This window comes from Catellatospora paridis (assembly GCF_009720365.1).
GTDB classification, from domain to species: domain Bacteria; phylum Actinomycetota; class Actinomycetes; order Mycobacteriales; family Micromonosporaceae; genus Catellatospora; species Catellatospora paridis.
On the sequence record NZ_ML769315.1, the window covers coordinates 451,442 to 472,908 of the forward strand.

Genomic DNA, 21,467 nt, shown 5'->3' on the forward strand with positions numbered 1-21,467 from the left:
GACCTTCACCCGCGTCCCGGTGTCAACAGCGCGACGCACTCCACGTGATGGGTCTGCGGGAAGCAGTCGAAGGCCCGCAGCGCCCGCAACTCCCAGCCGTGCTCACGGAAGGTGCGCACGTCCCGGCCCAGTGCCGCCGGATCGCAGGCCACGTATGCCACGGCGCGCGGGTGGGCCGCCGTGATCGCCCGGACCACCGCGGCCCCGGCCCCGGTGCGCGGCGGGTCCAGCACCACCACGTCGGGCTGCGGCAGCCGCTCCTTGGGCCGCCGGTCGCGGTGCAGCGCCCGCTCGACCGTCGCCTCCACCACGCGCACCGGCAGCGCGGCCAGGTTGCCCCGGGCCGCCGCGACGCCGTCGCGGGCCGACTCGACCATGGTCACCGCGCCGGTCACCCCGACCCGGTCGGCCAGCGCCGCGGCGAACAGCCCGGCCCCGCCGTACAGGTCCCAGGCGTGCTCGCCCGGCCGCGGGTCCAGCAACTCCAGCACCGTCTGCACCAGCGTGTCCGCCGAGGCGGGGTGCACCTGCCAGAAGCCGCCCGCGGAGATCGTGAAGTCGTGCCCGGCGGCCCGCTCCACGATCTGCTGCGGCGGGTCCTGGACCAGCTGCGCCGGGCCGGTGGACGGCTTGACCACGTCGATCAGGTCGGTGTCCGGCCAGCGCCGCTCCAGCACGTCGAGCTGCTGGATCTCCGGGTGCGCGATGGCGCAGCGGCCGATCGCCACCACCTCGTTCGAGCGGTGCTTGAGCAGGCCCGGCCGGCCCAGCGCGTCCGCGCGGTAGCGGACCCGGGTGCGCCAGCCCTCGTCGCCGCCGGGCAGCGCGTCGACCGTTACGCCCAGCGCCTGCACCTCGGACTCGTTCAGCTTGCCCAGGCGGACCAGCTGCTCGCGCACCACGGCCGCCTTCCACTCCCGCTGCGCCGGGGACGCGACATGCTGCAGGTCGCAGCCGCCACAACCATTGGCATGGGCGTACGGGCAGCGCGGGGTGATCCGGTCGGCGGACGCCGCCAGCACCTCGACGCAGTCGCCGCGCAGGTAGGCCTTGTGCAGCTCGGTGATCTCCACGACCACCCGCTCCCCGGGCAGCGCGTGCCGCACGAAGATCACTTGACCCTCGTGCCTGGCCACGCAGTGCCCGCCGTGCGCGATCGGCCCGACGGTCACCTCGACCTTGTCGCCCTCGTACAGTTCCGTCACGGCGGCCATCAGGAGTCCTCCCCCGCGCGCGGGCCGCGGGCCGGGCTGCGCACCAGGTCCCGGTCCAGCCGGTCCAGGTCGGTGCTGTTGGTCGAGGCCAGCTGCCAGGGCACGCTGGTGACCATGACGCCCGGCTCGTACAGCAGCCGGCCCTTGATCCGCAGCGCGGACTGGTTGTGCAGGATGTGCTCCCACCAGCGGCCCACCACGTACTCCGGGATGTAGACCGTCACCACGTCGCGCGGCGAGGCCCGGCGCAGCGACTTCACGTACTCGATGATGGGCCGGCTGATCTCCCGGTAGGGCGAGTCGACCACGGTCAGCGGGGTGTTGATGCCCCGGCGCTCCCACTCGGCCTGGATGGCCCGGGTGTCGGCGACGTCCACGTTGACGGTGAGCGCGGTCAGCGTGTCCGGCCGGGTGGCCTTCGCGTACGCCAGCGCCCGCATGGTCGGCAGGTGCAGCTTGCTGACCAGCACGATGGCGTGGTTGCGGGCCGGCAGCACCGGCCGCTCCTCCGACGGCACCAGCTCCCGGGCGACCGTGTCGTAGTGCTTGCGGATGCCCACCATGATCGCGTAGATCACCGCCATCGCCGCGATCGAGATCCATGCGCCGTGGGTGAACTTCGTCAGCAGCACCAGGATCAGCACGAAGCCGGTCAGCACCGCACCGAAGCCGTTGATCACCCGAGCCCGTTTCATCCGGCGGCGGGCCGACACGTCGCGCTCGGTGCGCAGCAGCCGGTTCCAGTGCCGCAGCATGCCGATCTGCGACAGCGTGAACGACACGAAGACGCCGACGATGTAGAGCTGGATCAGCCGCGTGGTCTCCGCCTGGAACGCGACGACCAGGACCGCCGCGAAGACGGCCAGCAGCAGGATGCCGTTGGAGAAGGCCAGCCGGTCGCCGCGGGTGTGCAGCTGGCGGGGCAGGTAGCGGTCCTGCGCCAGGATCGAGCCCAGCACCGGGAAGCCGTTGAACGCGGTGTTCGCGGCCAGCACCAGGATGAGCGCGGTCACCGCGATGACCAGATAGAACCCGAGCCCGAAGTGGTCGAAGATGGTCGACGCGAGCTGCGCGATGACGGTCGGCTGCTCGTAGTTCGGTCCGGCCCCGACGATCTGCTGGGCCGGGTCCTCGACGTACTGCAGGCCGGTCTTGAGGCTCAGCGCCACGATCGAGACCAGCATGATGATCGACAGCAGGCCGAGCATGAGCAGGGTGGTGGCGGCGTTCTTGCTCTTGGGCGGCTTGAACGCGGGCACGCCGTTGGAGATGGCCTCGACGCCGGTCAGCGCCGCACAACCCGAGGAGAACGCGCGTACCAACAGGAAGGCGAAGGCGAAGCTCGTGCCGACCTGCAGCCCGTGCTCGGGCAGGATGGTCAGGGCCGCGCTCGGGGCCTTCAGGTCCTCGCCCAGCACGAAGATCCGGATCACGCCCCAGCCGATCAGGCCGAGCATGGAAAGCATGAACAGGTAGGTCGGGATGGCGAACATGAAGCCCGACTCGCGCAGACCGCGCAGGTTCACCGCGGCCAGCAGCGCGATCAGCAGCACCGCGGTGATCACCTCGTGCCGGCCGATCAGCGGGATCGCCGCCCCCAGGTTCTCCACGCCCGACGAGATCGACACCGCCACCGTGAGCACGTAGTCCACCAGCAGCGCGCTGCCCACGGCGAGACCGGACTTGGAGCCCAGGTTGACCGTGGCGACCTCGTAGTCGCCGCCGCCGGACGGGTAGGCGTGCACGTTCTGCCGGTAACTGGCGACGACGGTCAGCATCACCACCACGACCGCCAGCGCCACCCACGGGGAGTAGGCGTAGGCGGCGGCGCCCGCGATCGACAGGGTCAGCAGGATCTCGTTCGGCGCGTAGGCGACGCTGGACAGCGCGTCCGAGGCGAAGATCGGTAGTGCGATGCGCTTGGGCAGCAGGGTGTGCTGCAGTCGGTCGGAACGGAACGGCCTGCCGAGCAGGAGGCGCTTCAGCAGGGAGGTAGGTCTCGCCACATGTGGGAGCCTACGACGCCCGGGCGTGAAGCCACGTGGCACTCTGATGTCGCGCGCCGTGGGCGCGCATGGCAGGCTGGGCGAAGGTGGGGCGTCCCTTGGTGCGCCGCTTGTGTGGCGGCACGCCGGGACGAGCCGCTTTCACGGTGGCCGGGACGACGGCATTGTCGGGAGGCGTTGACGTGCACGTTGTGATCATGGGGTGCGGCCGGGTCGGCTCGACGCTCGCGCACAGCCTGGAGGCGCGCGGGCACTCCGTCTCGATCATCGACCAGGACGCCGACGCGTTCCGGCGGCTCTCCCCCGATTTCGCGGGCACCACGGTCACCGGCGTCGGCTTCGACCGCGAGGTCCTCATCCAGGCCGGCGTCGAGCGCGCCGACGCCTTCGCCGCGGTGTCCAGCGGCGACAACTCCAACATCATCTCCGCGCGGCTGGCCCGCGAGACATTCGGCGTGCAGCGGGTCGTGGCCCGCATCTACGACCAGCGCCGCGCCGAGGTGTACGAGCGGCTGGGCATCCCCACCGTGGCGACCGTGCGCTGGACCGCCGACCGCATCGTGCGGCACCTGGTGCCCGAGGGCGCCACTGAGCTCTACCGCGACCCCACCAGCACCGTCGCCATCATCGAGATCCCGGTGAACCCCGCCTGGATCGGCCACCCGCTGCACACGCTGGAAGAGGCGACCGGCACCCGGACCGCCTTCCTCATGCGCTTCGGCCTCGGCACGCTGACCACCGCGTCCACCGTGCTGCAGGACGGCGACCAGGTGTTCATGCTGGTCACGGACGACATCGCGGAAACCGTCACGAAGATCGCCGCCGCGCCGCCGGCCACGGTCTAGGAGGAGTCACCATGCGGGTCGCCATCGCCGGGGCGGGCAACGTCGGGCGCTCCATCGCCCAGGAGCTCATCGAGAACGGCCACCAGGTCATGCTGCTGGAACGCCAGCCGCGCATGCTGCGCCCCGAGCGGGTGCCCGCCGCCGACTGGGTGCTCGCCGACGCCTGCGAGCTGTCCAGCCTCCAGGAGATCAACCTCGCCGCCTGCGACGTGGTCGTCGCCGCCACCGGCGACGACAAGGTCAACCTCGTGGTGTCGCTGCTGGCCAAGACCGAGTTCGCGGTGCCGCGGGTGGTCGCCCGGGTCAACCGCGCCGAGAACGAGTGGCTGTTCACCGAGCAGTGGGGCGTGGACGTCTCCGTGTCCAAGCCGCGCGTCATGGCGGCGCTGGTCGAGGAGGCGGTCACGGTCGGCGACCTGGTCCGGCTGATGACCTTCCGACACGGCGAGGCCAACCTCGTCGAGATCACCCTGCCCGAGGACGCGCCGCACGTCGGCCTGCCGATCCGCTCCATCCCGCTGCCGCCCGACAGCGCCCTGGTCGCCATCGTGCGCGGCCGCCGCGTGCTCACGCCGACCCCCGACGACCCGGTGGAGGTCGGCGACGAGCTGGTCTTCGTCTGCACCGTCGAGGTCGAGGAGCAGGTCCGCTCGGTCATGCTCGGCGCCGACAGCGTCGAGAAGACCCGCGCCCGCCGCCGCTGACCCCGCGGACAGCCGCGCCGCGCGGACCTGGCGGTCGGCGCGGCGCGGTGGTGAGGAAAGGGGCCGGTCAGGCCGGTTGGGGCTCTTCGCGGCGGACGCGGCGGACGACGCCGAAGCTGATCACGACGAGCAGCGCGAACAGCGGCGTGCCCATCACGATGCGGGCGATGCCGAGCGCGGTGCCCTGCTCGGTCATCCACAGCCCGCCCTGGACCATCACCTTGATCGCGAACACCACCGCCCACAGCGCGGTCAGCTGCGAGAAGACCCGCACCAGCCGGGCGTCCTCACGCCAGTCGTTGCGGCCGCCGTTGGCGATCACCGACCAGAACCAGCCCACCATCGGGTGGCGCAGTGCGATCGAGCCCAGCAGCACCACGATCTGGCCCATGGTGATCCAGATGCCCGGCAGGTAGAAGTCGACCTCCTTGCCGGAGTCCCAGGCCATCCACGCGCCCAGGCCGATGCCGAACAGGCCGTTCAGCGCGAAGCGCACCGGCCGCTTCTGCGCCAGCCGCACGATCGCGACCACGATCGCCACCGCCGCCGACGCGCCGATGGCGGACTGCAGCGCGATGCGCGATTCCTCCGCCGGGAACCAGAAGCCCAGCACGATGTTGGTCAGCACGAACACGATGACCGGGACGGCCGCCTCGGTCATCCCGCGCCAGCCGCCCAGCTGCTGCGCCACCTGCTCCGCGAACGGCGGGAGCTGGTCGGGATCCTCGTCCGTCAAGGCCCGATTACGGTCAGTGACAGGCTCGCTCATGACTGCTCCTCGCTGCGTGCGGATCGCTCGCTCACGCGGCCGCTTCCAGCTCGTAGTAAGGGTTGTAGATGACCTTGCGACCGTCCCGCACGGCGACCCTGCCGCGCACGTGCAGCCCGCGTCCCGGCTCGATGCCGTTGATGTGGCGGCGGCCCAGGAACACCAGGGTGATCAGGTCGGTGCCGTCGTAGAGGTCGGCTTCCAGCGTCGGCAGGTTGGTGCGCGGCGTGTAGACGACCGTACGCAGCCGGCCGCTGACGTTGACGAGGTCGCCGCGGTGCACGGTGTCCGCGCAGACGCAGCCCGCGAGTTCGGTGTCCCGGCGCAGTTCCTCCGACTCGAGCTCGGATTCGGTGGCGGTGAGCCGGTGGAGCATGCCACGCAGCCCCTTGTGCCGTGGTCGGGCGTCGTCGGTCGACATGACCTGCTTCATCCTTCCCCGCCGGGGCGAGGTCCCCGGGCGGCGCGTAACAGCCAGCCTACTGCGGGGCGCCCCGGCTGGGGACACCCCGGGGCGCAACGTCTCGAAGTCTTCCGGCGCGCCCCGGTAACGGCGGCGCGCCGGATCGAGCCCTGTTCGCCGAGGTCAGTCGCGGCGCGGTCGCGGGGAGGGCTTGCGGCGCGGGACGTCGCCAGCAGCGGGGGCCGCGGCGCCGTAGCCACCGGCCGGCGCGATCGAGCCGAACGGCGTCGGCGCGGGCGGCGGCGGCACCCGGCCGGGCACCAGCTGGTTGCCGGAACCGCCGTACGGGTCGCCGCCGTAGGCGCCCTCGCCGTATTGCGGCTGGCGGGGCTGCTCGACGGGGGGCTCAGGCTGCGCCTGCGCCGCCTGCCGGGCCGCGGCCTCCTCGGCCATGTTCGCCGGCAGGCGCAGCGGCAGCGCCTCGCGGACCGGGCGGGCGGTGTCGTCGCGGCGCACCGCCAGACCGGTCAGGCACAGCGTCAGCGGGCCGGCCTCGGTCACGTCGATCGCGGCCGGGCCCTGGAACACCGCACGGACCATCCAGCGCGGCCCGTCGACGCCGATGAAGCGCAGGTCGTTGAAGCCCTCGGGGGTGCGGATCCGGGCCCGCAGCTCGATGCCCCAGCGCCCGGTCACCTCCTCGGCGCCCACGCCGTCGGCGAACAGCGACTTGCGGATCTCCTCGCGCACCTCGTCCCAGATGCCCTCGGTCCGCGGTGCCGCGAAAACGCCCAGCTGGAGCGCGTTCGGGCCGTGCACCAGCGCGATCTGCTGGATCAGGCCCTGGTCGCCGGCCTGCACCCGGATCTCGACCCCGTCGACCGCGGGCAGCAGCAGGCTGCCCAGGTCCAGCCGGGGCGCGTCGGGCGCGTCCTCGGCGTCGTACGGGCCGTCGTCGCCGAAGATCGAGGATTCGGGGAGGTAGGAGCCGTTCGTGCCGTTGGCGGCCTGGGCGGCGGGCGCGTCAGCCTCCTCGGGCTGCCAGTCCTCGCCGAGGAGCGCGGCGCGCCGAGCGGCGCGGGCGTCCACGAACTTCGGCTCCTCGGCCTTGGCGTGCCGGCCGCCGGCGGCCGCACGTCGTCGCGAGAAGATCACTGTTCCTCCTCATTTCCCCGTCGAGCCGTGCCCACCGGTGCCCCGTACGGACTCCGGCAGTTCGGCGACGTCGTGGAAGTGTGCCCGCTCCACCCGCTGCACGACAAGTTGCGCGATGCGGTCGCCGCGAGAGATCTTGGCGGTGTTCGCCCGGTCGTGGTTGATCAGCTGAACCAGGATCTCGCCCCGGTAGCCCGCGTCCACGGTGCCGGGAGCGTTGAGCACGGTCACCCCCATTTTCGCGGCCAGACCGGACCGCGGGTGGACCAATCCCACGAACCCGTCCGGCAGGGCGATCGCCACACCGGTGGGCACGAGCCGGTGCTCGCCCGGGGCGAGCACGACGTCGGAGGCGGCGTACAGGTCGGCGCCCGCGTCGCCCGGATGGGCGTACGACGGCGGGGGCAGGTCCGGGTCGAGCCGGCGGATCGGCACCACGACGGGTGGGGTCGCAGGGGGATACAACGGTCAAACCTCCGGGGGGAAGTGCCTGACGCGCGCCCGCGACGGGAGCTGCGTCTCCTTGCCTCTATCCTGCCGCGCCTGTGGGACCCGGCGGGCCCTACCCTCGATGCTGTGACACATCCAGGCAGCGGCACGGCATCCTCAGGCACAACGGCGACAGGGGTCGGTGCGGCACGGCCTGTGTGCAGTCACACCGAGCGCCTGTCCGTGCCGTGGTGGCTGTGGGTGCCGTCCTTGCTGGTCGGAGCCGTGTTGGCGGCTCAGGTCGGATTGGGCGCGGCCGGCCCGCGCGGCTGGGTGGCCTACCCCGTCGTGCTGACCGGAGTCGTGGTGGGCCTGTGGCGGCTGGGCCGGATCCGGATCAGCGTGACCGAGGACGAGTTCAGAGTCGACGACGCCCGGCTGCCGCTGCGCCACGTGGCGCAGGCGATCCCGCTGGACGCCGCCACCAAGCGCGAGCTGCTCGGCGTGCACGCCGACCCGATGGCCTTCGTCGTGCAGCGGCCCTGGGTCTCCGGCGCCGTGCAGGTGGTGCTCGACGACCCCGACGACGTCACACCGTACTGGGTGATCAGCAGCCGCCGGCCCGAGGACCTGGCCCGCGCGCTACGCCGCGTCGGCTGACCCCGGCGGCAGCGCCGGACGGCCGCGCTTGACCCGCAGGTCGCGACGGATGTCGTCGCCCAGCCGGCGGGTGGCCTTGCGGTTGAGGTAGCTGGCGATGGCCGCGCCGGTCAGCAGCGGGCCCAGCGTGGTCAGGTTGCGCCCGAACCGCTTGAGGACCATGTCGCGCAGCTGCTTGCGGGTGGCCGTGCCGAGCACGGTGGCCGCGGCCGCACCGGGCAGCATCGGGCTGATGCCCCGGTGGCTGGCCCAGGCCTGCATCAGGCTGATCGCCCGCTGGGACGGCGTGCCGAGCACCGGCTGGCCGTACACCTCGTGCAGCTCGCCGATGAGTTTGAGCTCGATGCCGACCACGCCGACCGTCTCGGTCGCCAGCAGCACCGGCGTCGACAGCAGGGTGGGCGGCGCGACCCACTCGATCGAGGCCACCCCGCCGCCGACCGCGCCGACGCCTGCCGCGGCGCGGGCCGCGTTGCGGATCAGCCGCTCGGCGAGCGCCTCGTCGTCGAGGCCCGGGTAGTGCCGCCGCAGCGTCTCCAGGTTGCGCACCGGCACGTGCGGGGCCAGGTCGGAGACCGCCTCGGTGATCCAGTTGATCGCCTTGCGGGGCATGAAGACTTCTTTGACCCCGCGCTCGCGCAGGCCCACCAGCATCCGCCCGAGCAGTTTGCGCCGTCCGGCCCTGTCGAGGTCCTCGTCGGCGAGCCCCGCCACCGCCAACGCCAGTTCGTCGGGCCTACCGGCGCCGGTGCCGGGTGCGGCAGTGCCCGACGCGCCTGTCGCTGACGCAGCGTCGCCGGGCACCTCTTCGGGACTGGTGGTCATGACTGGCTCCTGTCGGCTGAGACGGCATCTGGTCCACGACGTTCGTCGGGGCCGCCCTGGACCCGGTCCCCGTGTGGCACGCCGCGTCCGTTGCGGCGTGCCTCGATCCGTGTACCCAGATGTTCTGCGCCATCTCACCCCATCGCGTCAAGCCCCGGAAACCGTCCGGTGGGCGCACGCGGTCAGGCGCACTCGCGGCAGATCGGCTCGCCGTTGCGCTCGCCTGCCAGCTGGCTGCGGTGATGCACCAGGAAGCAGCGCGAGCAGCGGAACTCGTCGGCCTGCATCGGCACGACCTTCACCGTCAGCTCCTCATCCGACAGGTCACCGCCGGGCAGCTCGAAGTTCTCGGCGATGTCGGTCTCGTCCACGTCCACGCTGCCCGACTGTGTGTCGACACGCCGGGCCTTCAGCTCCTCGAGGCTGTCCTCACCGAGGTCGGCCTCGTCACGGCGCGGGGCGTCGTAGTCGGTGGCCACGATTGTCACACTCCCAATTTGTGTCTTGTCCGTCATGCGTACGCACGTTGTCACTCTTGACGAGCGCGGTACTTTAGCGCGCCCGTGTGGGAGTTGTACGCTCCAGCACGGGAAGTTGTTCCCGATGTGACTGAGCCGACAGCGTTATGGGGCCGTCGGGTCAGGCGAGACCAAGGTAGGGGCAGCCGCCCGCCGATCACGGTCGGCGCGCCGGGAACGTCCGGCCAATTCCGGCCGTCTGTCGGGTCGCGGCCCCCGGCGGGCCGGTCAACCGATAACCTCTGGCCCATGCCGTCAAAGTGGCGGCAGCGGACCTCTGGCTCACGGGGAGCGGCACCGAGATGCAACTAGCACGAATTCGGGCGATCGCCATCATCAGCACCCTGGCGATCATCGGTATCACCCTGGCCGTGATCACGCTCAATCGTGACACGCAGAGTGACGCTCCCGTGGCCCAGAGCTGTCCGGCGGGCTTCGTACCCGTCGACAACACGCTGCCTGACTCCGAGAGCGAAGTTAAGATCAACGTCTACAACGCCACGACCACGGTGGATCTCGCCCGTAACGTGGCCGCGGACTTCACCAACCGCAAGTTCAAGGTGGAGAAGACGGGCAACGAGAAGAAGGCCCAGCCCGACATCGTCGCCGAGCTGCGCTACGGCCCCAAGACGGTCGGCGCGGCCCAGCTGCTGAAAGCGTACTTCCTCAACGACGTCGAGCCCGTGTTCGACATCAAGCGCGACAACGACACCATCGACGTGATCATCGGCGGGCAGTTCAAGCAGCTCGCCACGCCCACCGAGATGCGCCAGGCGGTCGCCGCCCTGGGTCGTCCGGTGCTGCCCGAGGGCACCTGCGCCGAGAAGCCCTGACCGAGCGCACCACGGGTCCCCCCGCCCTGAGCCGAAGGCCCCGTCCGGCCGCTGTACGCCGCCGGACGGGGCCTTCGATCGTGTGCGGGGTCACGGGCCGCCGTCGGCGACCAGCTCGGTGAGCAGGGCGTCGAGCGGGGCGTGCAGGGCCGGCGGCGCCGCCAGCACCATGTCCCCGCCGGCCGGACGCCCCGACAGGCCGGTGACCAGCAGCCCGGCCTCCCGCGCGATCAGGCCGCCCGCGGCCAGGTCCCACTCCGCGAGGCCCTTCTCGTAGTACGCGTCCAGCATCCCCTCGGCCGCCGCGCACAGGTCCAGCGCCGCCGCGCCCATCCGCCGGATGTCGCGCACCAGCGGCAGCACCTGCGCCACCACCGCCGCCTGGTGGACGCGACGCTCCCGGGCGTAGCCGAAGCCCGTGCCGACCAGCGACAGGGCCAGCTCGGTGGCGCGTGAGCCGGTCAGCCGCCGCCCGTCCCGCCACGCGCCGTGGCCCCGCGCGGCCGTCCAGGTCTGCCCTGTGGCCGCGTTGCGCACCACCCCGGCCACCACCTCCCCGTCCACCTCCGCGGCGATCGACACGGCGTACTGGGCCAGCCCGTAGAGGTAGTTCACGGTCCCGTCGATCGGATCCACGATCCAGCGGACCCCGCCGTCACCGGCAATTCCCGCGCCGCCGAACTCCTCGCCGAGTACCGTGTCACCCGGGCGCCGCGCCGCCAACGCGGCGATCACCTGTTGCTCGACCGCGCGATCCGCGGCCGTCACGACGTCCGTGGCGGTGGATTTCGTGCCGACATCGTTGATCGCCTCGTTACGCATACGGCGGGCGGTGTCGGCCGCGTCAGCGGCCACCTGTACCGCGATATCCAGCAGTTCCAGCTCGTTCACGACCGTCCTCCTCGTCACCTGGTGCCATCCTGCCAAGGCCCCGGAGCCCGCTCGCGGACCTCCTGCGGCGTGCGCGCCGAGATGATCGCCGAGTACGGCGCTACAATTCACGCCTGCCACGTGCCGAAGGTGCGGGGCGCATCCACACATCACACTGGCTGACTCACCGCGACGCGCCATGCGACGCGGCCGAAGCTGCAGATTCTTGTTTGATACTCGCCTCCGGAAGGTCGTCCGTGACTGAAGCCCGCCAGATCAGCGCCGACGTTCGCACGCTCACCGACATGCTGATCGCCCAAGCCGCAGGCGCCGGCGGCCGGCTCACGCCTGCGGATGTGGCGCGCACCGTGGAGGCTGCCGACGTCACCCCCGCCCAGGCCAAGAAGATGCTGCGAGCACTGCTCGAGGCGGGCGTGACGGTCGAGGTCGACGACTCCGCCAACGGCCGCCGCAAGGTGGCCGCCGCGCGGGCCGCGACCCCGGCCTCGAAGGCCACCACCGCGAAGGCGGCCCCGCCCGCCGCGTCGAAGACCGCCAAGCCCGCCGCACCCAAGCAGGCCACGCCCACCGAGAGCGGCGCCGAGACGCCCGCTCCGGTGAAGCTGGCTCCCAAGGCCGTCCCGGCCAAGGCCGCCCCGGCCGCCAAGCCCGTGAAGGCCGCCGCCAAGGCCGCCCCCGCCAAGGCGGAGGACGGCGCCGACGAGGCCTCGAAGGCCGCCGCCAAGGCACCGGCCAAGAAGGCCGCCGCCAAGAAGGCTGTCGAGAAGAAGACAGGCGACAAGGCCGCGCCCGCCAAGGCTGCCAAGAAGGGCGAGCCGGGCGAGGACGGCGAGCCCGACGGCGCCGACCTCACCATCGAGGAGCTGGCCGCCGACCTCGAGGACGTCGTCGTCGACGAGCCGGTCGAGGTGGCCCAGGCCGCCGAGGCCGACGCCGCCGCCTCCGACGACTTCGAGTGGGACGCCGAGGAGTCCGAGGCGCTCAAGCAGGCCCGCAAGGACGCCGAGCTGACCGCGTCGGCCGACTCCGTCCGCGCCTACCTCAAGCAGATCGGCAAGGTGCCGCTGCTCAACGCGGAGCAGGAGGTCGAGCTCGCCAAGCGCATCGAGGCCGGCCTGTACGCCGCCGAGCGGCTGCGCCAGGCCGAGGAGGAGGGCCTGTCCCTCACCCGCGACATGCAGCGCGACCTGCTGTGGGTCTCCCGCGACGGGGAGCGCGCCAAGAACCACCTGCTGGAGGCCAACCTCCGCCTGGTGGTGTCGCTGGCCAAGCGCTACACCGGCCGCGGCATGGCGTTCCTGGACCTGATCCAGGAGGGCAACCTCGGACTCATCCGCGCCGTCGAGAAGTTCGACTACACCAAGGGCTACAAGTTCTCCACGTACGCCACCTGGTGGATCCGCCAGGCGATCACCCGCGCCATGGCCGACCAGGCCCGCACCATCCGCATCCCGGTGCACATGGTGGAAGTGATCAACAAGCTCGGCCGCATACAGCGTGAGCTGCTCCAGGACCTGGGCCGCGAGCCCACCCCGGAAGAGCTGGCCAAGGAGATGGACATCACCCCGGAGAAGGTGCTGGAGATCCAGCAGTACGCCCGGGAGCCCATCTCGCTGGACCAGACCATCGGCGACGAGGGCGACAGCCAGCTCGGCGACTTCATCGAGGACTCCGAGGCGGTCGTGGCCGTCGACGCGGTCTCCTTCTCGCTGCTGCAGGACCAGCTCCAGCAGGTGCTGCAGACGCTGTCCGAGCGGGAGGCGGGCGTGGTGCGCCTGCGGTTCGGCCTCACCGACGGCCAGCCGCGGACTTTAGACGAGATCGGCCAGGTGTACGGGGTCACGCGTGAGCGGATCCGGCAGATCGAGTCCAAGACCATGTCCAAGCTGCGGCACCCGTCGCGCTCGCAGGTCCTGCGCGACTACCTCGACTAACACCGGCAGGTCAAGTCGACATTCACCGCGAATCGGGCATTTGCTATCCACCGAACGTACGGACTTAGTCACCGTGCGTACATAGACGGGTAGGCGCTCTGTTTCTGTTCGACGCGGGATCGTTGACGTGGCACTCTGGTGGAACGGCACACTGTCCATGACGGGTCATCTCCCCGATAGCCCGTCTGACCAGGTAGGCTCGATCGTTCACCGGCTGTGACCCCGGTCCCCCCGAGGCCCCATCCGGGAAGCCCTCCGGCACGGCCGGTGTTGGAGGCTTACATGGGCAACGAGCTGAATGACAATGGCGGGTTCGGCGCTGCTGGACTCGGCGGATCGACGATGGATATCAGCATCGGTGACGACCAGAGGAGGAAGGCGATGACCCAGACCCTCACGCCGCCGCCGGAAACGGTGGCTGCCCCAGCCGCCGATGAACGGTGCGACCGCTGTAACGCGGCGGGCAAATTGCGTGTGAAGCTGGCCGGTGGGGGCGAGCTGGTGTTCTGCGGACACCACGCCAACAAGTACGCCGACGACCTTGTCAAGATTGCCGTGGAAGTGGCGGCGGACCCCGAGTTCACGTGGCGGGGCGCCGACATGATGGCCAAGTAACACCACAAGCCTGACCCGAAGGGGCACCGCAACCAGCGGTGCCCCTTCGGCGTGCTGTGCTGCTGGCAGCCGCCTCCGGCGGCTGCGGCGTCCGGCCTCTCAGCCGGCGTCACGCCCCAGTCGTCGGCTTCGCTTCGCTTACCTCCTTGGTGGCGCGTGACGCCGGCGGCCGAACGCGGCGGTGGGCCGGGATCACTCAGACCTCAGAAGCTCTGGATCGTGGCGATGCGTTCTTCGAGTTGTTCGATCGTCGCCTGGGCGCTGGGGGGACCGCCGCATTTCGAGCGCAGCTCGGCGTGGATCTTGCCGTGGGGCAGGTTGGTGCGGTGGTGGTGGGCGGCGACCAGGGCGTTGAGCTGGCGCCGCAGGTGGATGCGGCGCTCGGTGGCCGACATGTCGCGGGCGACCGGCTCGCGCTGAGCGGGGGTCTGCTCGGCCCGGTTGCGGCGTACGGCGGCAGCCTGCTCGGCCTGGCGCTTGGTCAGCAGCGCGGACACCTGGTCGGCGCTGAGCAGGCCGGGCAGACCCAGGAAGTCCTCCTCCTCGGGCGTGCCGGCCTGGGCAGGCAGGCCGAAGGTGGCACCGTCGAAGATCACCTGGTCGAGCTCGGCGGTGGCCGACAGCGCCTCGAACGACTTGGTCAGCTCACCGCTGGCGTTCTCGGACTGCTGCGCCCGCTCCAGCAGCTCGTCGTCGAGCCCGTCCTTGGCCTTGGGGCCGCCGAGCACGTGGTCGCGCTCCAGCTCCATCTCGCTGGCCAGTCCGAGCAGCGTGGGCACGCTGGGCACGAAGACGCTGGCCGTCTCCCCCGGGCGGCGGGCCCGCACGAAGCGGCCGATGGCCTGGGCGAAGTACAGCGGGGTGGAGGCGCTGGTGGCATACACGCCGACGGCCAGCCGCGGAATGTCGACTCCCTCGGACACCATGCGCACCGCGACCATCCAGCGCTGCTGGGAACCCGCGAACTCGGCGATCCTGGCCGACGCCCCGGTGTCGTCGGAGAGCACCACGACGGCCTTCTCGCCGCAGATGGTCTCGATCAGCTTGGCGTACGCCCGGGCGGTCTGCTGGTCTGAGGCGATGATCAGGCCTCCGGCGTCCGGGATGCCACCGGCGCGCAGCACCTGCAGCCGCGCGTCGGCGGCCCGCAGCACCTGCGGCATCCAGTCGCCCTTGGGATCCAGCGCGGTGCGCCAGGCGTGCGCGATCAGGTCCTGGGTGAGCGGCTCCCCGAGGCGCACCGCCAGCTCGTCGCCGGCGCTGGTGCGCCACCGCGTCTCCCCCGAATAGGCGAGGAAGATCACAGGCCGGACGACGCCGTCGGCGAGCGCGTCGGCGTAGCCGTACACCGAGTCGGCGCGCGAGCGCTGCACCTCGCCCACCCGCTCGTAGGTGACGAACGGGATCGGGTTCTCGTCGGACCGGAACGGGGTCCCGGTGAGCATCAGCCGCCGCACGGCGGGCTCGAAGGCCGCCTTCACGCCGTCGCCCCAGCTGCGCGAGTCGCCCGCGTGGTGGATCTCGTCCAGGATCACCAGCGTCCGGCGGGTCAGCGTGCGCCGCAGGTGCACCTGCGGCGCCATGCCGACCTGCGCGTACGTCACCACCGCGCCGTGGAAGTCGGCACTGGTGTGCACGTCGGCGTTGCGGAACATGGCGTCGAGCTGGATGCCCACCCGGGCCGCCGCCTGCGCCCACTGCAGCTTCAGGTGCTCGGTCGGGGCGACCACGGTGACCGCGTCCACGCTGCCGTCGGCCAGCAGCTCGGCCGCGATGCGCAGGGCGAACGTCGTCTTGCCCGCGCCGGGCGTGGCGACCGCCAGGAAGTCGGGGGAGCGCCGGCGGAGGTATTCGACCATTGCCTTGCGCTGCCAGGCGCGCAGCGCCGGGAACGACTCGGGGACGGGGCGGGCCAGCGCCACGCGGCAGCCTCCTGCTCTTCGAGGGATTCGCACGAAAGAGCCCTCGGGTCGGCGGACCTCGAAGGCGGGGCCTTGAGTCTATCGGCTCGTCAGGACAGGTCCGCGCGACCGCCAGGTGGAAATCGGTGAGTCGCTTTGCACACCACCCGATCCGGGTGCCGCACGTCCAGCCGGATTCGGCCGGTCGCGCCCGCGTTCCGTCGCGGCGATGGCGCCGACCACCGGCGGCACGCCTAGCCGGACTCGGGCGTGGCACCCCCGCCGAGCCGCGGCCGCGGCGCTGACCAGTGGCGGTAGAGGGCGGTGATACGCACCACGAACACCAGCAGCGCCGCGCAGGTGAAGGTGAGCACGCTCCCCCAGCCGAGCCGCACCAGGACCGCCACCGCGATCGCGCCGAGCAGCGACGCCACCGCGTAGATCTCCCGGCGCAGCACCACCGGGATCTCGGTGAGCAGCAGGTCGCGGACCAGTCCCCCGCCGATACCGGTGAGCATGCCGAGCAGGCACGCACCGACGGCGGGCACCCCGGCGTCGAACGCCTTGAGCGTGCTGGTGACCGTGAACAGGCCCAGCCCGGCCGCGTCCAGGCCGAGCACGGTGCGTCGCAGCCTGTCCAGGTGCGGATGCAGCCAGAACACGGCCAGCGAGGCGACGGTCGCGGTGGCCGGATACCGCCAGTCGGCGAAGGCCAGCGGCGGCACCTGGTTGATCACCAGGTCGCGCAGGATGCCGCCGCCCAGCGAGGCGACGAAGCCCACGAAGACCACGCCGAACAGGTCGAGCCGCTTGCCGACCGCGGCGGAGCCGCCTGACGCGGCGAAGACGGCGACCCCGGTGAGGTCCCCGATCAGCAGGGCCGACGAACTGTCCACCGGCGCAGGCTACGACGCGGCACGGCGTACGCCCGCGCCGCCTCGCCGCCTACCGCCCGCCGGAACCCGCCCGGGGTGGCCGGGTCAGGTCTGGGGCTGGTAGGCGCGCTCGTAGAGCGCGTCGATGTCGGCCTGCAGGGGCAGCGAGGTCGAGGCGCCCCACTGCTGGGCGCAGGCCGCGCCCGCCGCGCACGCCCAGCGCAGCGCCTCCTCGATGGGGCGGCCCTGCGCCCAGGCCACGGCCAGCGCACCGGTGAAGGCGTCCCCGGCGGCCGTGGTGTCCACGGCGGCCACGGGCGGCGCGCCCACCTCCAGCCGCGTCCCGTCGCGGTCGGCGTAAGCGGCCCCGGCCGCGCCGAGCGTCAGCACCACCCGCGGCACGGCTGCCAGCAGATTCGACAGCAGTTCCGGCACGTTGTCGGCCCGGGCGGCGTCGCGGCCGCCATCGAGCCCGGCCAGCACCGCGGCCTCGGTCTGGTTCACCACCAGCACGTCCACCAGGGCCAGCAACTCGTCCGACAGCGCCCGGGCGGGAGCGGCGTTGAGGATGAAGACCGCCTGCCCGGCGCGCGCCGCGGCGGCGGCCTGCGCAACCGTCTCCAGCGGGATCTCCAGCTGGCAGAGCAGCACGTCGCAGCTCGCGATGAGCTCCCGGTCGACCGCGTCCAGCTCGGTGAGCTGCGCGTTCGCGCCGGGAGCGACGACGATGAGGTTCTCGGCGGCCGCGTCGACGGCGATCAGCGCCACCCCGGAGGGGCCGGCCACCCGGCGCAGCCCGTCCAGCTCGACCCCGGCCGCGGCCAGGCAACCCTTGAGCTCGTCACCGAAGGCGTCCAGCCCGACCGCGCCCAGGAAGTGGCACCGGGCTCCGGCTCGGGCGGCGGCGACGGCCTGGTTGGCCCCCTTGCCGCCGGGAACGGTCGAGAAGTCCTGCCCGAGCACGGTCTCGCCGGGGCGGGGCAGGGTGGGCGTCGCCACCACCAGATCCATGTTCGCGCTGCCCACGACGACCACGCTCGCGGTCATGCCTACTCCTGGAGGAGAGTCCGGGGCGCGCCGAGACCCCCGTGCCGCGCGGCCTTGACAGCCGTGCGTCGGCGCGCAAGCCGGATCATTCGGAGAGGTTCTCGTAGATCTCCTTGCACTCCGGGCACACCGGGAAGCGGTTGGGGTCGCGGGTGGGCACCCAGACTTTGCCGCACAGGGCGCGCACCGGCGTACCCTCGATCATCGCTTCGAGCAGTTTGTCCTTGGGAGCGTAGTGCGACAAGCGCTCGTGGTCGCCCTCGTCGAGGCGATAGTCCGTGGCCGTGCGCTCTTCAACGATGGTGCTGGGGTTCGTCACTGGTGTGGTCACCCGAACATTGTCTCAGGTCACCGGCTACCAGCCCAGTCTGATATCCCGCCACGCTGGTAGGAGGCCCGGCCACGGCCGAATGCCCGCGCCCGCACGGCGGGCCTCGACCGCACAGTACTCTCATGATCGTGACTGATGTGAGCATCCACCTCGGTGCCGAGGTCAAGGCGGCGCTGGCGACCGGGCAGCCGGTGGTGGCGCTGGAGAGCACGATCGTCTCGCACGGGCTGCCCCGCCCGGACAATCTGCGGGTGGCCCGCGAGATCGAGCAGGTCGTACGCGACAACGGCGCGGTCCCGGCGACGATCGGCATGGTCGGCGGCAGGCTGGTGGCCGGGCTGGACGACGAGGCGCTGACCCGCCTGGCAGTCGGCGAGAACGTGGCCAAACTCTCGGTCCGCGACCTGGCCGTCGCGTCGGCGCTCGGCGTCGACGGCGCGACCACGGTCGCCAGCACCTCGGCGATCGCCGCCGCAGCCGGCATCGGCGTGTTCGCCACCGGCGGTCTGGGCGGCGTGCACCGCGAGGCCTCGCAGACCTTCGACGAGTCCGCCGACCTGACCACGCTGTCGCAGACGCCGATCGTGGTGGTCTGCGCCGGGGTCAAGTCGATCCTCGACGTGGGCGCGACCCTGGAGCGGCTGGAGACGTTGGGCGTCGCGGTGGCCGGCTACCAGACGGACCGCTTTCCGGGCTTCTTCATCCGAGACAGCGGGTTCGGCGTGGACTGGCGGCTGGACAACCCCGAGCAGATCGCCGCGGCCATGCGGGCGCAGCGCGACCAGGGCGTGCACCGCGGCGCGCTGGTGGTGGCCAACCCGCTGCCGCAGGACGAGCAGCTCGACCAGGACCTGCACGACCGCACGCTGGCCGAGGGCCTGGCGATCGTGGAGCGCGACGGGGTGACCGGCAAGCGGGTGACGCCGGTGCTGCTGTCGCACTTCCACGCGGCCACGCAGGGGCGGAGCCTGGCCGTCAACGTACGCATCATCCTGCGCAACGCGGCGCTGGCCGCGCAGATCGCCGTCGCGGCCGGCGACCAGTGATCCTCTCCGTCGGAGACCTGGTCACCGACGTGCTGGCGGTGCTGCGAGCGCCGCTCGCGCAGGGCTCGGACACCCCGGCGACGGTGCACGTCGCCGGGGGCGGCCAGGCGGCGAACACCGCCGCGTGGCTGGCGGCGCTGGGCGCGCCGGTGACCTTCGTGGGCGCGGTCGGCGACGACCAGGCCGGCCGCGACCGGCTGGCCGAGCTGCACCAGGCGGGGGTACGCACCCAGGTGAGCGTGCGCCCCGGGGCCAGCACCGGCAGCATCGTGGTGCTGACGCACGGCGGCGAGCGCACGATGATCAGCGATCGGGGCGCGAACCTGCTGCTGGCCTCCAGCGACGTGGACGCCGCGATCGCCCAGGGCGCGTCGCTGCTGCACCTGTCCGGATACACCCTGCTGGACCAGCCCTCCCGGCCCACCGGGCGGTACGCGCTCGCCTCGGCCCGCGCCGCCGGCCTGCGCACCTGCGTCGACGCCGCCTCGGCCGCCCCGCTGTACGCGGTCACCACGGAGCTGATCGAGGACGGGGTCACCGGGCACCCGTTCCTGGACTGGGTGCGCGGGGTGGACCTGCTGCTGGCCAACGCCGACGAGGCGAGCGCGCTGGCCGGGCCCGGGGAGCCCGCCGACCAGGCACTGCGGCTGTCGTACGCGATCGGCGGCGACGTGGTGGTGAAGCTCGGCGCGCACGGGGCGCTGTGGGCCGGCCCGGTCGGCGTGGTGCACGTCACCGGCGACCCGGTGCCGATCGTGGACGCCACCGGCGCGGGCGACGCCTTCGCCGCGGGCCTGCTGGCAGCCTGGGCCGCCGGGGCCGGGCAGCACGACGCGCTGCTGGCGGGCTGCCGGCTGGGCGCCCGCGCGGTGGGCATCGTCGGCGCCCGCCCGCCCCTGCCGTCGCCCTGACCACACCGCCCACCGCCCGCGCGCCCGCCCGGCCGCCCGGCCGCCCGGCCGCCCATGATCGTCCGACTTGCCTGGCACGTGTGCGTATCTTGAACCCGCTTTCGCCCATGTGCCGGACAAGTCGAGCGATCTTGGCCGCGGTCGGACCGACGCAGGCGCGGCCCGCCGTCGGCACCGCGCGCGGATGGGGGCAGGATGGAAGAGTTCCCCGGCGATCAGGAGGCATCGTGAAACGGCAGGCGGACCGGCCGGCGCTGATCACCGATGCGGCGGAGAGCCCAGAGGTGGAACTGCGGCGGCGCGAGCGGCGCTACATCGCGATGATGCTGCTGCGCGCGGCGTGCCTGATCCTTGCCTCGGCGCTGGCCATGCTCCAGGTGCCGCTGCTGTGGCTGTGGCTGCCGCTGTGCGGCCTGGGCATGGTGCTGCTGCCCTGGCTGGCCGTGATCCTGGCGAACGACCGCCCACCCAAGGACGAGCACCGCTTCAAGCGCCACCGCCGGCAGACGCTGCCCGCCAACGCCCTGCCCGCCCAGCCCGCCGGCCCGGTCTACGAGGGCACCATCGACGACGCCCCCGGCACCCCCGACCGCCCCGCCTAGCCCCACCCCCGGCCCCGCCTCGCGCCAGGCCGCCTCGGCCGACTCGTCGCGCAGTCGGGCCCCCTCAAGATCGCCGACTTGCCGGGCACATGGGCGAAAGTGGGCTCAAGATACGCACAGGTGCCAGGCAAGTCGAACGATCAAGGGCCGCCCGCGACGCCCACGGCGCGGGCCGCGCGGGTGGGCGCGGTCAGCTCAGGCGGACCCGGACGCGGCGGTTGGCCTTGCCCTTGGACTCGACCTTGACGACCTGGAGTTTGCCGATCTGCGAGGTCGAGGCGACGTGGGTGCCGCCGTCGGCCTGCACGTCCAGACCGACGATGTCGACGATGCGGATCTCCTGCTCGTCGGCCGGGATCAGGTTGGACTGGGTACGGATGATGTCGGGCAGCGCCAGCGCCTCGTCTCGGCCCAGCACCCGGGTGACGACCTGGCGGTCCGCGCCGACCTCGGTGTTGACCAGCTCCTCCAGCCGCGCCTTGAAGTCGGCGGGCACCTCGGGCAGGTTGAAGTCCATCCGCGCCTCGCCCGGCTCCATGTTGCCGCCGGTGACCAGCGCGCCGAAGTCGCGGAACACCACGCCGCACAGCACGTGCAGCCCGGAGTGGGTGCGCATGAGCAGCGTGCGCCGGGTGTCCTCGACCGCGCCGGCGACCTGCGTGCCCACGGGCGTCAGCGGGTCACCCTCGGCCGGGATCAGCCACAGGTCGTCACCCTTGCGGGTGCCGGTGATCCGGGTCTGCACGCCCTGCCAGAGCAGCACGCCGTGGTCCGGCGGCTGGCCGCCGCCGCCCGGGTAGAAGGCCGAGCGGTCGAGCACGATGCCCTGTTCGGCATCGGCGGCCAGCACCGTGCAGGTCCAGTCGCGCAGGGTCGGGTCGGCTAGGTCCAGGCGCTCGGTGCGCCCGTGGTGTGTGACGCCCATGACCGGGAGTCTAGGCGTCACCGGCCGA

Annotated in this window: 22 protein-coding genes and 1 pseudogene; 9 read left to right on the forward strand and 14 right to left on the reverse strand. The window is 72.2% G+C overall.

Features of this window, described 5'->3' with window-relative positions; genetic code table 11:
• Positions 1–5 precede the first annotated feature (5 nt).
• A complete protein-coding gene (locus F9C41_RS14890) occupies positions 6–1,214 on the reverse strand; it encodes a class I SAM-dependent RNA methyltransferase (protein WP_155387361.1) in 1,209 nt (402 codons plus the stop codon).
• Positions 1,214–3,220, reverse strand: coding sequence for an APC family permease (locus F9C41_RS14895; RefSeq protein WP_155387362.1), 2,007 nt, complete (start codon positions 3,218–3,220; stop codon positions 1,214–1,216). Before F9C41_RS14895 ends, F9C41_RS14890 begins: the two co-directional genes overlap by 1 nt.
• A gap of 182 nt (positions 3,221–3,402) precedes the next feature.
• On the opposite strand from F9C41_RS14895, the gene F9C41_RS14900 reads away from it, so the two are divergent.
• Both F9C41_RS14900 and F9C41_RS14905 read left to right on the forward strand, forming a co-directional pair.
• The gene (locus F9C41_RS14900) at positions 3,403–4,065 is read left to right on the forward strand and encodes a potassium channel family protein (RefSeq protein ID WP_155387363.1); all 663 of its coding nucleotides are present in this window, start codon (positions 3,403–3,405) and stop codon (positions 4,063–4,065) included.
• A gap of 11 nt (positions 4,066–4,076) precedes the next feature.
• A complete protein-coding gene (locus tag F9C41_RS14905) occupies positions 4,077–4,769 on the forward strand; it encodes a potassium channel family protein (protein ID WP_155387364.1) in 693 nt (230 codons plus the stop codon).
• Positions 4,770–4,836: 67 nt separating this feature from the next.
• On the opposite strand, the gene F9C41_RS14910 is transcribed toward F9C41_RS14905, so the two are convergent.
• From F9C41_RS14910 to dut, 4 genes and pseudogenes are all read right to left on the reverse strand, one after another.
• The gene (locus tag F9C41_RS14910) at positions 4,837–5,538 is read right to left on the reverse strand and encodes a DUF3159 domain-containing protein (RefSeq protein ID WP_155387365.1); all 702 of its coding nucleotides are present in this window, start codon (positions 5,536–5,538) and stop codon (positions 4,837–4,839) included.
• A 31-nt stretch (positions 5,539–5,569) separates the two neighbouring features.
• On the reverse strand, positions 5,570–5,959 hold the full coding sequence (locus tag F9C41_RS14915; protein ID WP_155387366.1) for an OB-fold nucleic acid binding domain-containing protein: 390 nt from the start codon (positions 5,957–5,959) through the stop codon (positions 5,570–5,572).
• A 375-nt stretch (positions 5,960–6,334) separates the two neighbouring features.
• A pseudogene (locus tag F9C41_RS14920) lies at positions 6,335–7,096 on the reverse strand (DUF3710 domain-containing protein); the annotation flags it as partial.
• 9 nt (positions 7,097–7,105) lie between these two features.
• Positions 7,106–7,561, reverse strand: coding sequence for a dUTP diphosphatase (gene dut, locus F9C41_RS14925; protein WP_155387367.1), 456 nt, complete (start codon positions 7,559–7,561; stop codon positions 7,106–7,108).
• 180 nt (positions 7,562–7,741) lie between these two features.
• On the opposite strand from dut, the gene F9C41_RS41250 reads away from it, so the two are divergent.
• Positions 7,742–8,185, forward strand: a complete 444-nt coding sequence (locus F9C41_RS41250; protein WP_230689605.1) for a DUF3093 domain-containing protein — start codon at positions 7,742–7,744, stop codon at positions 8,183–8,185.
• On the opposite strand, the gene F9C41_RS14935 is transcribed toward F9C41_RS41250, so the two are convergent.
• A complete protein-coding gene (locus F9C41_RS14935; protein WP_230689606.1) occupies positions 8,168–9,010 on the reverse strand; it encodes a hypothetical protein in 843 nt (280 codons plus the stop codon). The genes F9C41_RS41250 and F9C41_RS14935 overlap by 18 nt on opposite strands.
• Positions 9,011–9,192: 182 nt before the next feature.
• Positions 9,193–9,489 (reverse strand): DUF4193 domain-containing protein, encoded by a 297-nt coding sequence (locus F9C41_RS14940; protein WP_144118843.1) that lies wholly within the window; start codon positions 9,487–9,489, stop codon positions 9,193–9,195.
• Positions 9,490–9,788: 299 nt separating this feature from the next.
• Here F9C41_RS14940 and F9C41_RS14945 point away from each other — a divergent pair, with 299 nt between their 5' ends.
• Positions 9,789–10,361, forward strand: coding sequence for a LytR C-terminal domain-containing protein (locus tag F9C41_RS14945; protein WP_230689607.1), 573 nt, complete (start codon positions 9,789–9,791; stop codon positions 10,359–10,361).
• Between the two features lie 90 nt (positions 10,362–10,451).
• Here the strand turns inward: F9C41_RS14945 and F9C41_RS14950 are convergent, their stop codons facing one another.
• Positions 10,452–11,252 carry an inositol monophosphatase family protein gene (locus F9C41_RS14950; protein ID WP_230689608.1) on the reverse strand — a complete coding sequence of 267 codons (801 nt, stop codon included), beginning with the start codon at positions 11,250–11,252 and terminating at the stop codon, positions 10,452–10,454.
• Positions 11,253–11,488: 236 nt separating this feature from the next.
• Between F9C41_RS14950 and F9C41_RS14955 the strand changes: the two genes are divergently transcribed.
• Both F9C41_RS14955 and F9C41_RS14960 read left to right on the forward strand, forming a co-directional pair.
• Complete coding sequence (locus F9C41_RS14955; protein ID WP_155387369.1) at positions 11,489–13,186, forward strand: RNA polymerase sigma factor; 1,698 nt, start codon at positions 11,489–11,491, stop codon at positions 13,184–13,186.
• 381 nt (positions 13,187–13,567) lie between these two features.
• Entirely contained in the window at positions 13,568–13,801 is a 234-nt protein-coding gene (locus F9C41_RS14960; protein ID WP_120321755.1) for a DUF7455 domain-containing protein, read from the forward strand.
• Between the two features lie 203 nt (positions 13,802–14,004).
• Here F9C41_RS14960 and F9C41_RS14965 read toward each other — a convergent pair whose 3' ends face one another.
• The 4 genes from F9C41_RS14965 to F9C41_RS14980 form a co-directional block, all read right to left on the reverse strand.
• A complete protein-coding gene (locus tag F9C41_RS14965; protein WP_230689636.1) occupies positions 14,005–15,660 on the reverse strand; it encodes a DEAD/DEAH box helicase in 1,656 nt (551 codons plus the stop codon).
• Between the two features lie 296 nt (positions 15,661–15,956).
• A complete protein-coding gene (locus F9C41_RS14970) occupies positions 15,957–16,598 on the reverse strand; it encodes a trimeric intracellular cation channel family protein (protein WP_155387370.1) in 642 nt (213 codons plus the stop codon).
• A gap of 84 nt (positions 16,599–16,682) precedes the next feature.
• On the reverse strand, positions 16,683–17,624 hold the full coding sequence (locus F9C41_RS14975) for a ribokinase (RefSeq protein ID WP_155387371.1): 942 nt from the start codon (positions 17,622–17,624) through the stop codon (positions 16,683–16,685).
• Positions 17,625–17,709: 85 nt separating this feature from the next.
• Positions 17,710–17,955, reverse strand: a complete 246-nt coding sequence (locus tag F9C41_RS14980) for a DUF3039 domain-containing protein (protein ID WP_120318641.1) — start codon at positions 17,953–17,955, stop codon at positions 17,710–17,712.
• A gap of 122 nt (positions 17,956–18,077) precedes the next feature.
• On the opposite strand from F9C41_RS14980, the gene F9C41_RS14985 reads away from it, so the two are divergent.
• From F9C41_RS14985 to F9C41_RS14995, 3 genes are all read left to right on the forward strand, one after another.
• Positions 18,078–19,001: a pseudouridine-5'-phosphate glycosidase gene (locus F9C41_RS14985; RefSeq protein ID WP_155387372.1), complete on the forward strand. Its 924-nt coding sequence runs from the start codon at positions 18,078–18,080 to the stop codon at positions 18,999–19,001.
• Entirely contained in the window at positions 18,998–19,912 is a 915-nt protein-coding gene (locus tag F9C41_RS14990) for a carbohydrate kinase family protein (RefSeq protein ID WP_155387373.1), read from the forward strand. Before F9C41_RS14985 ends, F9C41_RS14990 begins: the two co-directional genes overlap by 4 nt.
• A gap of 227 nt (positions 19,913–20,139) precedes the next feature.
• Positions 20,140–20,514 (forward strand): DUF3099 domain-containing protein, encoded by a 375-nt coding sequence (locus tag F9C41_RS14995; protein WP_155387374.1) that lies wholly within the window; start codon positions 20,140–20,142, stop codon positions 20,512–20,514.
• A 190-nt stretch (positions 20,515–20,704) separates the two neighbouring features.
• Here F9C41_RS14995 and F9C41_RS15000 read toward each other — a convergent pair whose 3' ends face one another.
• Complete coding sequence (locus F9C41_RS15000) at positions 20,705–21,439, reverse strand: alanyl-tRNA editing protein (protein WP_155387375.1); 735 nt, start codon at positions 21,437–21,439, stop codon at positions 20,705–20,707.
• Positions 21,440–21,467: the final 28 nt, after the last annotated feature.